The following is a 13,345-nucleotide window of genomic DNA, read 5'->3' on the forward strand; positions in this document are numbered from 1 at the left end:
TAAACAATAGCAAATAAAGAATCTCGTTATCACTGGGGGAGCCATGCTGCTGAGAGGGAACACTTCGTTCCGACCCTTCGAACCTGTTAGTTAATGCTAACGCAGGGATTGTGCAAACGTCCGAAATACATACCTCATTTTTATTTACGTATTTCGTATCCTCCTATGATATCTATTCTTTTTTGTACAACTTGGATTTAGGGGGATACAACATGCGTAACACCAATTTACAAGCGATGATCGAATCTGCTATTCTTGCAGCCTTCGCCTTGGTCATCGACATTTTACCACTTTCAATCAAAATATCAGCAACAGGCGGTTCCATTTCATTTGCTATGATTCCTATTTTTATTATCGCATACCGCTGGGGCTTCAAAATGGCTTTCTTAGGAGGCTTAATTTGGGGATTATTACAAATTGTCGTAGGCGATGCCATTATCGTCACACCAATTCAAGTATTAATTGAATACTTTGTTGCTTTCGCATTCATTGGATTTGCTGGTTTATTCTACCGTCCAATTCAAAAGGCGCTTTTAGCGTCAAATGAAAATAGCGAAGAACAATCAAATTTAGGTAGCCGTAAAGACAAACCTTCATCAAAACCAAACCAAGGAAAGAAAGTAATTGGATACATTATCGTCGCTACTTTTATCGGTAGTCTAGCTCGTTACTTCTGTCACTTTATCGCTGGTATCATTTTCTGGGGACAATATGCACCAAAAGGCCAATCGGCTTTCCTATATTCTTTAATATTTAACGGTAGTACAATGATTGGTTCCTATATTCTATGTACCGTTTTACTTATATTTTTATTTATCACTTCACCACGCTTATTCAAAAGCATCAGTGCTTATCAAATGAATACACAAAAAAAGGGCGCTTAATGAGCGCTCTTTTTTCATATCGTAATATTAATTAAAAATACAATAAATGCGCAAAAGAAAATAAATACCATTATACTTAGCCAATTGCTATGCACGGTTCATCGACTCCTTACATAACCTCATATTCTAAACAAATTATACTGATTAAAAATAAAGATTAGGTAAAGATAATATGAAAATAATTTAAAAAAACGTAGATTATATTTTCTACGCTGTTTTCGGTAAATAGAAATAAAATAACACACCATCTTCTGTATTTCCTGCCCCATATTCAGTATCATGTAGTTCTAAAATATTCTTTGAAATGGCAAGCCCAAGCCCCGTCCCACCTTGTGAACGCTGACGAGCTGTATCCACTCGATAAAAACGATCCCAAATTTTATCTAATTGTTCTTCTTCAATGTGAGTACCTTTATTTTCAATGCACACTTTTATATGATCCTTCTCATCTATTGTAGAAATAATAATATCTTCTTTATTTGGTGTATAACGTATGGCATTCGTAATGAAATTCACGATGACTTGTTCAATCCGGCCTTGATTTGCAATCACTTCAAATGAACATATATTTTTATGAACACGAAGCTCTTTTTTCTCTATTTCCACAGATAGATGTTCACATATGTCTTCAATTACTGTATCAATATAAAACGAATCCTTTTTCATTTTATATGTACCAGATTCAAATTTAGCTAACTCAAGCATATCCAAAATTAACGTATCCATCTTGTCTACTTCTCTCTCCATCGCCTGAAAATAATAATCCTTTTTATGCTCAGCTACCCCGTCTTTTAAAATAGAAATACAGCTTTTCATAATACTTAGCGGTGTTTTTAATTCATGTGAAACACCAGAAATGAATTCTTTTCGCGTCTTTTCTAACTTTCTTTCCTTTTCAATATCTTCTTCTAACTGCCCAATATGCGAATGGAGTTTATTTGATAGCACATTAATATTTTTCGATAAATCTCCAATTTCATCTTTTGAAGTAATCGGTATTTTTTCTGTAAAATCTAATTGTGCTATTTTCTTCGTCGTATCATTTATTTTTAATAACGGTTTTGCAATTTGTTTTGAATAATAAAACGAAGCTAAAAAAATAAGAACGACTACAAATGCAATGATATAGATGTAATAATCTTGCACCATTTGTACAGCTTCATCTACGGGCTGTAAAGAAGCCATCGCATAAATATATGTTACTGATCCATCTTTTTCTTTTATTGGTTTCATTAATAATTTATATTTTATATCATTCTTTCCATAGTCCATTGTCTTTGTTGAATACTCTATTTGATTACTCTCTTTTAGTAATACATCCGTTTGAAATTCTTTTATACTATCCAAAAATAAAGTATTTTTATAAATTGGATTTACGGGGCCTTTTACATCTGGAAACTGTACTTTTGTAACACGCCCTCCTATGTAAACATCTGGTTCTTGGGCAGCTTGCTCCTGAACGGCTGGCCTCTTCTCCTTAACAACTTGTTCCCCGGTTGCTTTCTTTTTCTCCTCATATAATTTTCTCATTTTCTCATTAAATGCTTTTTCTAGCGGTTTATTAGATCCGCTTAAATTCTGTTTAGATAAAGAAAAAGAGAATGGAATAAAACTATCTTCTTTTCTCACTCCAGAAAAATAAATTTCTTGCCCTAAAAAATGCTCTGATAATTTATTATCAATCTCCTCTATATTGACGAGATTACCTAAGGGAATTTTGAATATTTGTTGTCCAAAGCTCTTTTGTTGCCTACGATCTATCGTTACTTCAAAATAAAAATCATCTGCATGTTTTAAATTCCCGTTCTTATCTAATGTCGTAATCCACGTATTATTTTCTCTTAAAAAGTCTTGCTCTAGTTTCTGAATTTCTTCTGCATTTCCTGCATGATTTAAATAGTTCTTCTCAAAGGAATTTAAATTCACTTTAATATCTTCCACTTTTCGATTCGCATAATATTGTTTGAAAAATATCGTTTGTCCAATAAATATCGTCGCTAAAATTAACATGCATAATGCTGTTGTAAGAGTAAATAATTTTAGTACAATCCCTTTTCTCATATATTCCCCTCAAATTTATAACCAGTTCGTACTACAGTTGTAATATACTTTGCTTTCTCTCCTAATTTATTTCTTAAATTACGAATATGGCTATTCACCGTTCGATCATCGCCAGCAAATTCATATCCCCAAATTCTTGAAATGAGTTGCTCTCGCGTTAAAACGATTCCTTGATTTTTCATGAAATACGCTAATATTTCAAATTCTGTATGCGTTAAATTAATATCAGTTCGATTTACCGTAACAGTGCGTGACGGAAAATGAACGTGAATATCATGGATTGATAATGTATCATCTTCATTCTCTAAAAGTTGCTTTGTCACTTTTCTGCTTTCTAACAGCCTTTTCGCTCTTGCTAATAAAATTGGCGGACTATACGGCTTCGTCACATAATCATTTGCCCCAAGTTCAAAACCAAGTAACGTATCGTCTTCATCTACGCGCGCCGTCAGCATAATAATAGGCACCTCGGACGTCTTTCGAATTCTTCGGCAAACAGACCATCCATCGAGTTCTGGCAACATAATATCTAAAATAACTAAATCAACCTCTTCTTCTTCAAATACAACTAAAGCCTCTTTCCCGTCCCTCGCTTCAAACACTACATATTGCTCACTTAAAAAATAATCTTTTAATATTTCACGTAATATGTCTTCATCTTCAACAATTAAAATGTTTTTTGACATAACTGATATATCCCCCTCCCGTTTTCAGAAACTATAATTTCACTTTGAATAACTGCCAGTTAACGTCGCCTCGATAATATATCTATCTGGTGCATCCCCTATATAATCAAATGGGTAACAAGTTGTCAGTGTTAATATCGGTTCTTCTTTTTTTATAATAACAGTACGATCATCCGCATGAGTAATCCATGTCTTTTGAATTTCATATGTGTACGTTTTATTATCATACTCTAAAACAAGAGTATCCTTTTCTTTCAACTCTCCTAAATCTGTAAATACAGTATCTCGGTGTCCACTCAGTACAGTATGTCCTCCTCCAGATGGGGTTGTCGTTAAATCACTAACAAACATACCAACTCCTTTTTTCAAAGTCGTATCATCCGCTCCCCAATATATAGAAAACTTCTTCTTTATTTTCGGTATGTTTAACATCGCTACCTTTTCACCTTCTTTATGTTCTTTTTGAGAAGAAGGCACTTGAGAAGTTACAGGTGTTTCATGAGAAAGTTGAGTATCTTGTATATTTTTAAGGCTCTTTATTTCTTCTTTCGTTAATTCTTGAGCAGAGCTTTTTCCTTTATACCATTCCACAGCGTAATAGGATCCCATGAATAGCCCAATAGCCATCAATATGATACCGATATAATTGAGTAACTTCATTCTTCATCCCTCCATGCAAAAAATGGTAGGAGTAACCTACCATTTTTAATATATGAAATTATTCCATTCTTTATAGGAAAATATTTTATTTACACTTTAATCTTATTGCGACGATTCAAACCAAATAATGTACCTATCGCTACAAGACATGCACTTAATCCCATCATTGCTACATTATTTGATGCTGTATTTGGTAATTTTTCACCTTGTACAACTGGCTTTACTACTTCTTTTTTAGCTACTTCATTCTTTTGCTCGACTTTTATCGCTGCTTCTTTTTTTGCCATATCATTTTTTAGCTGTTCTTGCGCTATTCTCTTTTTCTCTTCTTCACTCTTTTTCTCAGCTTTTATTGCTTCCTCTTTTTTAGCCATATCATTTTTTTCTTGTACTTGGGCCGCTTGTTTTTTCTCTACTTCATTTTTTTGCTGTTCCTTAATTGCTTCTTCTTTTTTAGCTTTATCTTGTTGCACTTGCGCTTCTTCTTCCTTTGTTACTGTTCCAGTATCCGCACTCGCTACTGAAGAATATCCTACTGTTAAAAGTGCCATTGCACAAATTGGTAATAGTCTCTTTTTCATCTTCATTCTCTCCTTATATTTTATTCACATCAACTCGCACCGGATGTATTACTAGAATAAGCAAGAGATATAAATATAAGATGCAGATGAAATATATTTCATTTAAAGATTTCATTGTAGAAAAAGAAAAAAACATCGTAATATGTACGATGTTTTTTCGGGTGTGTGTCTCAATATTTACATGTTACTTTCGCGTGATTTGGAAGTAGAACGGGCCGGAGCGATAACTAATTGTCTCGGCTCAGTTTTCTTGAAGTGATTTTTGACGTTACACTTACGACGTTGAACAACCCACGCTTTAATAGGGTTTGTTAAAATAATCTTTTGCTCTTCGTTAGGGGCCTCTTCTTCAAACCTACAACTTTCGCTCCATTTATTCCATTTCATTGTAAATTTAGAAGAAGAATGATCATCTTCACGATCAAACAAGTGCAAAAAATCCATTTTTCCATCTAGCATTACGGTGTTACTAGTCGCTAAAAAAGAAAAGGTCGTCCAACGTTTCTCCATGCCCTCCTACTCCTTTTTCACATATAGAGTGCCTAAAACTTAATTTACCTAAAATATGCTTGCCTTTTACCTTACACCCATAGTTTATCCAAAATGCTATTATGCAACTATCGATTTGCCTTACAACTACCTTACATTTTTGTAAGAAACAAAAAAACCTTCACTCTATATAATGAAGGTTTCTTACTTGTTATCTATATGATCTCTCATATCATCAAGTCCAGCTTCTTTTAGCTGCGACATCATACCGTGCGAAATTGCTCCTAACACTAAAGTCATTCCAATTAATGAAATACGAATCGCAGGTACATCAATTACGTAAGCCAACAGGCCAAGAACAATTGTTAAAAGTAATGCTTTTATAAATGTTACACTTGTGTACTGTTTCTTCTTCATCATATTCACCCTTTATGGAAGCGTTTTCTTAATATACTTAGTATATCATATCATCAGATGATTTTGTCGTTGTCTTTGTAAAAAATTACTATCTTCTTTGACTTTTTCTATTCTATCCTTTACAGTCGAAATGTTCGCAAGTTTTACACTGTAGGAGGATTACAATGAATATTGAAATAAAAGACACTTTAATTTCTGAAGAACAATTACAAGCAAAAGTGAAAGAATTAGCACTTCAAATCGAACGTGACTTTGAAGGAGAAGAAATCGTAGTTATCGCCGTATTAAAAGGTTCATTCGTATTTGCTGCTGATTTAATTCGTCACATTAAAAACGATGTAACAATTGACTTCATTTCTGCATCTAGTTATGGAAATCAAACAGAAACGACAGGAAAAGTGAAACTACTAAAAGATATCGACGTAAACATTACTGGAAAAAACGTAATTGTTGTAGAAGATATTATCGATTCTGGTTTAACACTTCATTTCTTAAAAGACCACTTCTTTATGCATAAACCAAAGGCACTCAAGTTCTGTACATTACTTGATAAACCAGAACGCCGTAAAGTGGACTTAAAAGCTGAATATGTTGGCTTCCAAATTCCAGACGAATTTATCGTTGGCTACGGTATCGACTGTGCTGAGAAATATCGTAACTTACCATTTATCGCTTCAGTTGTAACGGAGTAATATAATAAAATAAGCTTCCATCAATTACTGATGGAAGTTTATTTTCTATCACGATTCGTAAAAGACAAAGGGAGAGAATAAAAATGACAAAGACAAAATTTGAAAAAGTACTCCTCATCGTAAATCCGAAAGCTGGTCAAGGTGACTTACATACAAATTTAACAAAAATCGTACCACCTCTTGCCGCAGCTTTTCCTGATCTACATATCCTTCATACGAAAAAACAAGGTGATGCAACAAAATATTGCCAAGAGTTTGCTAGTAAAGTAGATTTAATTATCGTCTTTGGTGGGGATGGAACAGTATTTGAATGCACAAATGGCTTAGCACCTCTCGAAACTAGACCTACACTTGCAATTATTCCAGGTGGAACTTGCAACGACTTCTCTCGCACACTTGGTGTTCCGCAAAACATTGCAGAAGCGGCAAAACTTATTACAAAAGAACATATAAAACCAGTTGACGTTGCAAAAGCAAATGGACAACATTTCTTAAACTTCTGGGGGATTGGTCTCGTATCTGAAGTATCAAACAATATCGATGCAGAAGAAAAAGCAAAGCTTGGTAAAATCGGTTACTATTTAAGCACAATTCGAACTGTAAAAAATGCTGAAACATTCCCAGTAAAAATTACTTATGACGGACAAGTATATGAAGACGAAGCTGTCCTTGTCATGGTTGGAAATGGTGAATATCTTGGTGGTATTCCATCCTTTATTCCGAACGTAAAATGTGATGACGGAACACTTGATATTTTCGTAGTCAAATCAACAGGTATTCAAGCATTTAAAGATTACATCGGAAAGAAACTATTCGAGGATTCAAATGAAAATGACATCTTCCACGTAAAAGCAAAATCCATTCATATTGAAACGAAAGAAGAAAAAGAAGTAGATACAGATGGAGAAAGTTCGCTTCATACACCTTGTCACATTGAATTATTACCAGGACACTTTACGATGATTTATAATCCTGCGGTTGTGTAAAGAAAAAAACGAGTGCTAGCACTCGTTTTTTCTCTTCTAATCTAGCTATGTCGTTGAATTATTTCTTGTATTTCTTTAACTCTCTCTAAAGTAATTCCATTTCTTTGTTCGATTGCTAAAGGATGCTCGGTTGGCTCTAATTCAACATACGGTGCCATTCCAACTTCTCTTATATGTACATTTGTTTTTAAATTTAATGTTTCTGGATAAACTGGTATTTCTACAGATAACCACCCAAAATAAGGATCACTATTTTCTCGGCCTCTCTCATCCCACTTTTCTAATACTTCATCATAACTTTCTTTACTAAGTGATACCCAAACAGTCCATATGAAGTTTTCGTGGTAGTCAATGATAGGAATCTCTAAACAACCTCTAATAAAGTAATGCTCATCGTCCATTACGCAAAGTTCTGATGTTAAATGGAAGCGTTCCTCTCTTTCATGGGGCGCTACCTCGTAATAATAATATGGTGCTTCACTTCCGTAGCATAGAGGTAGTGCACAACGATGCATTTGTACTTTTTCTCCGGATTTTCTTCTTCTTTTCATTTATTATTCTTTCTCCTATCCTTTTCAGTCACAATCAAACGCTACCCAATTTCTCCAATGCGTGTTAGAATCCTTCTTCACAATAATACGTGGATCTTTCTTCTCTATTGCAGCGGCTACTGATTGGAAGAATTCATTTTCACTTACTTTTTCGTCTTCAACATGTTTCCATTCTTCCGTTTCATACGCTAGTTCCCAATTACCTTCTAAACCGAACTCTTCTAAAATCTCTTCTTTACTCCACCATAATAATGTTCTAACTTCTTCATTAGTAGCAAGCATACGCATAAAGTATGTTGGATAATGCTCTGTCGTTTGTACTTCTATTCCATTATTTATATAATCCTCTTCTGTAAATTCATATTCAAAATGATGCTCACGAATTTTTAGACTGCCGTTATAAATATTCGGCATAAATTCACCTTCATCATCAAACAACTCATAATTGCCATCATTTAATTGTAAAATGCAATCATCACCCATTGAATGAGTAATTCTATCTCCATATACTTGAATATCATTACATACACCTAATGAACCTACACCAACAAGTTGAAACACCATTAACCAATCCTTAGTATCGTTAAAGAAAAGAGAGAATTTCACTTGCGAAATATCCATATATTCATTATCAAATGCAGGAAATTCATAGTTACTTTGCTTTTTATCTAATAGTTTTAAAATATCTTTTTGCATATGTAGCATCTTCACCTCGATATAAACAAAAATATTTTTTTAATTTCACTAGAGTATAACATAACCATACTTAACTGTGACATTCTAATAACACTACTAAAAAATAGAAGAATGGCTTGTTTGCATACTCTAGTTCTTTTTATGTACAATGAAGGAAAGAAGCACCTTCATATAAGGGAGAGGACAAACTTTGTTCAACCAACAGTTAGTTAATTTACGCATTGATTTTGCATTTAAACAATTGTTTGGTACGAATGGTAGCGAAGATATTCTAATTGCATTTTTAAATGCTATGTTACAAGAGTCTTTAGAGTCGCCCATTGCTTCTCTACAACTAGAAGATCCACATTTACACAGGGAATATGAAGAAGATAAGTTATCTATTTTAGACATTTCAGCGACATTAGACACAGGAACAAAAGTTAATGTAGAAATACAACTCAATAATAATCACGATATGGTTAAACGCAGTTTATATTATTGGGGAAGACTATACACATCTCAACTACAAAAAGGGATGCCCTACAGTGCACTTCACAAAACCATCACCATAAACTTACTAAACTTCGTAATGTTTTCGGAACACCCAGCCTTCCATACAACGAGCATATTATGGAATACACAACAACAAAAACTCCTGAGTGAAGACATAGAAATCCACATTATAGAAATTCCAAAGTTAACTGAACAATGGCATGAAGAAAAAGTAAATCCGTGGAAAGATCCATTTGTTCGTTGGCTTTTATTGCTTTCAGCAAATGAGGATGAGCACTTAACTAAACTATTGGAGGATATTGCTATGAACGAAGATCCTATTTTACAAAAAGCGATAAATAAATGGGAACGTATGAGTCAAGATTCTTCTTTCCGGCAAGCCTATGACGCAAGGGAGAAAGTTTTAATGGATGAAGCAGCAAAATTCGCCCATGCAGAGACAGAAGGAATAAAAAGAGGAATGGAACAAGGAATTAAAAAAGGGCTTGAAAAAGGCATTGAACAAGGCATTGAACAAGGCATTGAACAAGGTCGAAAAGAAGGAGTTCAACAGGGGAAAATTCAAATGATTAAAAATATGTATGATCTTGGTATACCACTTGAAACGATTGCTAAGGCAAGTAAATTAAGTTTGCATGAGATTGAGCATATTTTAGGACATAAATAGTGATAAAAAAAGAGCTTGAATAGTTTCAAGCTCTTTTTTATCAACTCTCCTCAATATCATCCAATTGAGTCTTATAACATTCATCACACTCTGGCCTCGTAGGAAGGATCCCTCTTTCATCAGGTAATAAAACCCTCAAAACTTCTCGATCCATCTCTACGAAAGACTTCATAATAATGGGATATCCTTCAATAATATTCGTATACTCAATCCCTTGTTCAAACTTTTTTCCGCTCTTTATTTCTTCTATTATGGTACAAAAAACACTATGCGCGACTTCAGGATCCATATTTAATGCTATTTGTAAATCTTGATGATTAAAGTTATCTCTTAGACCATGCGTATGATAATTAGCATGGATGCCATCAATATCTTCTGCTAATATGCTATGCATGTACCATCCATACTCTTGTAGCATATTTTCTTCCCATTCATCTGCATCCTCTTCTAAATCTTCATCAAACAAATTCGGATCATACCACACGTCCTCGTAATCTCCAGCAATTAAAAATCTCCAACCAGGTGGTAACCCTAAATACTTCTTTATTTCAGGTGCCCATTCATCAATATGTTGAACGTGTAAAGGAAGAAAGAAATCTTCTTCTGTCCCCATTTCTTCACCAGCCCAAATGTACCAACCTGTCGTTCCATTTTCTATAGGCATTCGTAACCCATTAATCGGAGCGATACCATCTTTCACATTTTGCGCTATTCCTAATTTCAAGTCATTCGGAGATTCTACATACTCCGCTTTATATTTATCACATATACTCCTCTGTTCTTTTATGTATTTTTCCATCGTTTTAGCACACTCCCCAATTTTTGAAAGATAGATTTCTTTGCCGAAGCACTCTCTAACTTCCATACCCCACACGGGTTATAAAATGGATCCTCTTGTTCATAACGATTATCTATATAATGAGATAAAAGATACACTGGAGCATCTTCTGTGAAACTAATTGTATCTCCATCTTTCAAATTAGGTTTTTCCAATATATTATGTAGGTTAAAATCATTTAATAAATCTACAGCTACTTCCGGATTTATCCCTCCGTCTAAAACAACATCTGGTAGATTAAATGCTTGCATTCCACATGAATAGTAACCGTCCTCTTCATCTCCAACTAAAGTTACAAGGTGCGAATACATCGGGAATATTTCCTTATTCTCTGCAAGCTCTTGCCATTCTTCTTTCGAATAAGCCACACCTGCTGTTTCAACTTTTAAAGCAAGTCCACCTGCATTTAAAAGTTCCATTCCTACATCAATTACTTCTTGTAATCTCTCTGTATCGTCAACTTTTGCAATAACATACACTGTATAAGTATGCTTCTCCAACTCCTGAAGCAATTCTTCATCAAAACGCTCACCACCTGCATAGAAGAAAGCCTCTCTCAAAGAAGAGTCTTGTTCATATATATCAATTTCAAAGCCAATCTCTTTCTCCTTATGGTGCATAACATTTCCCGCTAATATATAGTTACTTTTACTCACAACTTCTTGTATTAATTCTGTTCTATCTTTCCATAAACCAGGTACTCCAATAACGATTTGTGTCTCCATCATATTCACTCCAATTCTCATCTATTTCCAATCTATTCTTTCAATCTTCCAAACTAAATTAGCTGGGATATCTTTCTCTAAAAAGGTTAACACCCATACAGTTTTCCCTTTATTATTTATCAACATCACTTTATGGTTTAACTTCCAAGCCACTTCATGCTGACATGTTATACTACATACGTATTTTTTATTCGGACTACTCTTTTTTATATATACGAACTCGTTTCTATAATTCAATTCTAGTATCTTATTCTTCACTTTTTCTAACTCTTCTATATCCCAATCATATTTCACAGCTAAACGCTTCATTTCAACATGAACGATTTGAAGGGCTAATTCTTTTTTCTCTCTATCTGATAAATATGGAAAATCCTTCACACTCTCATACTCCACAAAAACATTCATATATTCAGGGAAAATTCTATATTTCTTCTCCCACTCATCGAGTAATGAAATATCATCCACACAATGAATCAAAATCCCTTTCTCATAATCCATTCTTAACTTTGGCATATGTCGACAATATAAAGAAGTAATACTGCTCGTCTCTTTACCAAAAGAGATGTCTTCATCGTAGTTGCTTGTAGATGTTAACTGTAATGCCTCTATGTTTCTGGTATGCTCTTTTACTTTTAGAAAACTCAATTGTATATCTCTTATAACCGGCATTTGCTCTCTCCTCTTCGCAATACAACTATGAAATATCTTTGTTAATACGCCTTAATCAATTTCAAGCCAGCCCATTCCCATAGAAAGAAATAACAGTCCGATTACCAAAAAGAGACCCCCAGTTAAAAAATAGAATGGCGCTCCGTGCAATGGATCACTAAATAACTCTATCAAATTTCCAGCTACTACTTTCCATTTCTCTCTCTTTGAATTTTTTTCTTTTAATTCTTTTACAAATCGATAAATACTGAAACTGATTAAAGTGATACCAATTAATAAACATCCTGCTATGATAAGAATTTCCAAATGTAACACTCCATTTAAATACCATCTTCATTTACACCTCATTTTAACTAAAAAAAGCGAAAGAGAACATAATTTTCACTATGCTCTCTTTCGCTTTTTCAAAAACTGTATACCCTATTTTCATTTACTAACAATCCTGAAATAAGAACGAACTGTTAAGTAATAATAACCAATATAAATAACACTATACACACCGATGCTAATTAGTAACGGAACTGCAATTTCATAAGGAATCACTGTCCCTAATCCTTTTAGCGCAAATAAAGTGTGTAATATACCAACTACTAAAGGAATGAAGAAGATAAATCTCATTTGTTTTGCGATTGCTTTTTTCATTTCTTTTTTCGTGACACCTAGTTTTCGAAGAACGATGTAACGCTCACGATCTGCATGTGCTTCTGTCCTCTTTAAGTAACAGCATTGAGTATAGAGATATTTTCTTAAAAAGAAATGCACTAATCATAAAAAAGCCTGCAGTTGTTACACTGCAGACTTTCAAATGTTTAATAAATTGGTTAAGCTAAATATGCTTGTTGTAATGCCTCTAAACCATCTTTATAAATTCCATGGAATAGATTAATTGCCTCTTCATCAGTAACCTCTACAGGAGTGAAGCTACCAGACCATTCAACTAATGATGTGTTAGCATCTTTACCTTCTTTAACACGGATTGTAGATAAATAATTAGTTACAGGGAATGGTGCTTGCATAATTGAATATGTGTAGTAGCGCTCTTTCTCATTAAATGCTTCTAAACGTTCTACAATCGCATCGCCATCAGGATTAGCTAAATGACGTACACGTCCGCCTTCAGTTACTTTACTGCTAGGAATATACGGTAACCAATCTGGAAGTGCATCAAAACCTCCAATTAATTTCCATACTTGTTCAGGTGAAGCTGGAATTTCAATAGATGTAATAGTGTTTGCCATGTTAATTACT

General features: G+C 34.0%; 17 protein-coding genes, 1 pseudogene and 1 riboswitch. Of the genes and pseudogenes, 4 read left to right on the plus strand and 14 right to left on the minus strand.

The annotated features are described in order from the left end of the window. The first annotated feature begins 24 nt into the window (after positions 1-24). Positions 25-126: riboswitch (TPP riboswitch) on the plus strand. Positions 127-212: 86 nt separating this feature from the next. Next, positions 213-884: an energy-coupled thiamine transporter ThiT gene (locus tag N2V79_RS23615; RefSeq protein WP_001246567.1), complete on the plus strand. Its 672-nt coding sequence runs from the start codon at positions 213-215 to the stop codon at positions 882-884. 207 nt (positions 885-1,091) lie between these two features. Here N2V79_RS23615 and N2V79_RS23620 read toward each other — a convergent pair whose 3' ends face one another. From N2V79_RS23620 to N2V79_RS23645, 6 genes are all read right to left on the minus strand, one after another. Continuing rightward, entirely contained in the window at positions 1,092-2,945 is a 1,854-nt protein-coding gene (locus N2V79_RS23620; protein ID WP_340720256.1) for a sensor histidine kinase, read from the minus strand. Beyond that, a complete protein-coding gene (locus tag N2V79_RS23625; RefSeq protein WP_000041862.1) occupies positions 2,942-3,631 on the minus strand; it encodes a response regulator transcription factor in 690 nt (229 codons plus the stop codon). Before N2V79_RS23625 ends, N2V79_RS23620 begins: the two co-directional genes overlap by 4 nt. Positions 3,632-3,670: 39 nt before the next feature. Further along, a complete protein-coding gene (locus N2V79_RS23630; RefSeq protein ID WP_078401148.1) occupies positions 3,671-4,291 on the minus strand; it encodes a class D sortase in 621 nt (206 codons plus the stop codon). Positions 4,292-4,380: 89 nt separating this feature from the next. Further along, positions 4,381-4,872, minus strand: coding sequence for an LPXTG cell wall anchor domain-containing protein (locus N2V79_RS23635; protein ID WP_069356357.1), 492 nt, complete (start codon positions 4,870-4,872; stop codon positions 4,381-4,383). Between the two features lie 177 nt (positions 4,873-5,049). Next, positions 5,050-5,382, minus strand: a complete 333-nt coding sequence (locus N2V79_RS23640) for a hypothetical protein (protein WP_000415613.1) — start codon at positions 5,380-5,382, stop codon at positions 5,050-5,052. Between the two features lie 183 nt (positions 5,383-5,565). Further along, positions 5,566-5,781, minus strand: a complete 216-nt coding sequence (locus N2V79_RS23645) for a hypothetical protein (protein WP_002041936.1) — start codon at positions 5,779-5,781, stop codon at positions 5,566-5,568. Positions 5,782-5,942: 161 nt separating this feature from the next. Between N2V79_RS23645 and hpt the strand changes: the two genes are divergently transcribed. Both hpt and N2V79_RS23655 read left to right on the plus strand, forming a co-directional pair. Beyond that, on the plus strand, positions 5,943-6,470 hold the full coding sequence (gene hpt, locus N2V79_RS23650) for a hypoxanthine phosphoribosyltransferase (protein WP_001019294.1): 528 nt from the start codon (positions 5,943-5,945) through the stop codon (positions 6,468-6,470). Between the two features lie 83 nt (positions 6,471-6,553). Next, on the plus strand, positions 6,554-7,456 hold the full coding sequence (locus tag N2V79_RS23655) for a diacylglycerol/lipid kinase family protein (protein ID WP_000167901.1): 903 nt from the start codon (positions 6,554-6,556) through the stop codon (positions 7,454-7,456). Between the two features lie 41 nt (positions 7,457-7,497). Here the strand turns inward: N2V79_RS23655 and N2V79_RS23660 are convergent, their stop codons facing one another. Beyond that, the gene (locus N2V79_RS23660; RefSeq protein WP_340720257.1) at positions 7,498-8,007 is read right to left on the minus strand and encodes a DUF2199 domain-containing protein; all 510 of its coding nucleotides are present in this window, start codon (positions 8,005-8,007) and stop codon (positions 7,498-7,500) included. A gap of 24 nt (positions 8,008-8,031) precedes the next feature. Next, positions 8,032-8,703 (minus strand): DUF7003 family protein, encoded by a 672-nt coding sequence (locus N2V79_RS23665; RefSeq protein ID WP_255914345.1) that lies wholly within the window; start codon positions 8,701-8,703, stop codon positions 8,032-8,034. 190 nt (positions 8,704-8,893) lie between these two features. Here N2V79_RS23665 and N2V79_RS23670 point away from each other — a divergent pair, with 190 nt between their 5' ends. After that, on the plus strand, positions 8,894-9,865 hold the full coding sequence (locus N2V79_RS23670; RefSeq protein WP_340720258.1) for an Rpn family recombination-promoting nuclease/putative transposase: 972 nt from the start codon (positions 8,894-8,896) through the stop codon (positions 9,863-9,865). A gap of 40 nt (positions 9,866-9,905) precedes the next feature. On the opposite strand, the gene N2V79_RS23675 is transcribed toward N2V79_RS23670, so the two are convergent. The 6 genes and pseudogenes from N2V79_RS23675 to N2V79_RS23700 all read right to left on the minus strand — a co-directional run bounded on the left by N2V79_RS23675 (position 9,906) and on the right by N2V79_RS23700 (position 13,335). Continuing rightward, positions 9,906-10,664 carry a DUF4262 domain-containing protein gene (locus N2V79_RS23675; RefSeq protein WP_000417362.1) on the minus strand — a complete coding sequence of 253 codons (759 nt, stop codon included), beginning with the start codon at positions 10,662-10,664 and terminating at the stop codon, positions 9,906-9,908. Continuing rightward, positions 10,649-11,428 carry a DUF4261 domain-containing protein gene (locus N2V79_RS23680; RefSeq protein ID WP_340720259.1) on the minus strand — a complete coding sequence of 260 codons (780 nt, stop codon included), beginning with the start codon at positions 11,426-11,428 and terminating at the stop codon, positions 10,649-10,651. Before N2V79_RS23680 ends, N2V79_RS23675 begins: the two co-directional genes overlap by 16 nt. A gap of 21 nt (positions 11,429-11,449) precedes the next feature. After that, positions 11,450-12,097 carry a hypothetical protein gene (locus tag N2V79_RS23685; protein WP_340720260.1) on the minus strand — a complete coding sequence of 216 codons (648 nt, stop codon included), beginning with the start codon at positions 12,095-12,097 and terminating at the stop codon, positions 11,450-11,452. A 51-nt stretch (positions 12,098-12,148) separates the two neighbouring features. Beyond that, entirely contained in the window at positions 12,149-12,403 is a 255-nt protein-coding gene (locus N2V79_RS23690) for a hypothetical protein (RefSeq protein WP_000404317.1), read from the minus strand. A gap of 120 nt (positions 12,404-12,523) precedes the next feature. Then, a pseudogene (locus N2V79_RS23695) lies at positions 12,524-12,817 on the minus strand (FtsX-like permease family protein); the annotation flags it as partial. A gap of 101 nt (positions 12,818-12,918) precedes the next feature. Then, the gene (locus N2V79_RS23700; protein ID WP_016079934.1) at positions 12,919-13,335 is read right to left on the minus strand and encodes an SRPBCC family protein; all 417 of its coding nucleotides are present in this window, start codon (positions 13,333-13,335) and stop codon (positions 12,919-12,921) included. Positions 13,336-13,345 lie beyond the last annotated feature (10 nt).

Source organism: Bacillus sp. CH_70 (assembly GCF_038007045.1).
Classification (GTDB): Bacteria; Bacillota; Bacilli; order Bacillales; family Bacillaceae_G; genus Bacillus_A; species Bacillus_A cereus.

Excerpts from the sequence above, each read along its gene's own strand:
- N2V79_RS23675 (WP_000417362.1), bottom strand. The coding sequence starts at position 10,664 with ATGGAAAAATACATAAAAGAACAGAGGAGTATATGTGATAAATATAAA.
- N2V79_RS23680 (WP_340720259.1), bottom strand. The coding sequence starts at position 11,428 with ATGGAGACACAAATCGTTATTGGAGTACCTGGTTTATGGAAAGATAGA.
- N2V79_RS23645 (WP_002041936.1), bottom strand. The coding sequence starts at position 5,781 with ATGATGAAGAAGAAACAGTACACAAGTGTAACATTTATAAAAGCATTA.
- N2V79_RS23625 (WP_000041862.1), bottom strand. The coding sequence starts at position 3,631 with ATGTCAAAAAACATTTTAATTGTTGAAGATGAAGACATATTACGTGAA.
- N2V79_RS23640 (WP_000415613.1), bottom strand. The coding sequence starts at position 5,382 with ATGGAGAAACGTTGGACGACCTTTTCTTTTTTAGCGACTAGTAACACC.
- N2V79_RS23615 (WP_001246567.1), top strand. The coding sequence starts at position 213 with ATGCGTAACACCAATTTACAAGCGATGATCGAATCTGCTATTCTTGCA.
- N2V79_RS23685 (WP_340720260.1), bottom strand. The coding sequence starts at position 12,097 with ATGCCGGTTATAAGAGATATACAATTGAGTTTTCTAAAAGTAAAAGAG.
- N2V79_RS23655 (WP_000167901.1), top strand. The coding sequence starts at position 6,554 with ATGACAAAGACAAAATTTGAAAAAGTACTCCTCATCGTAAATCCGAAA.
- N2V79_RS23635 (WP_069356357.1), bottom strand. The coding sequence starts at position 4,872 with ATGAAAAAGAGACTATTACCAATTTGTGCAATGGCACTTTTAACAGTA.
- N2V79_RS23630 (WP_078401148.1), bottom strand. The coding sequence starts at position 4,291 with ATGAAGTTACTCAATTATATCGGTATCATATTGATGGCTATTGGGCTA.
- hpt (WP_001019294.1), top strand. The coding sequence starts at position 5,943 with ATGAATATTGAAATAAAAGACACTTTAATTTCTGAAGAACAATTACAA.
- N2V79_RS23700 (WP_016079934.1), bottom strand. The coding sequence starts at position 13,335 with ATGGCAAACACTATTACATCTATTGAAATTCCAGCTTCACCTGAACAA.
- N2V79_RS23660 (WP_340720257.1), bottom strand. The coding sequence starts at position 8,007 with ATGAAAAGAAGAAGAAAATCCGGAGAAAAAGTACAAATGCATCGTTGT.
- N2V79_RS23620 (WP_340720256.1), bottom strand. The coding sequence starts at position 2,945 with ATGAGAAAAGGGATTGTACTAAAATTATTTACTCTTACAACAGCATTA.
- N2V79_RS23665 (WP_255914345.1), bottom strand. The coding sequence starts at position 8,703 with ATGCAAAAAGATATTTTAAAACTATTAGATAAAAAGCAAAGTAACTAT.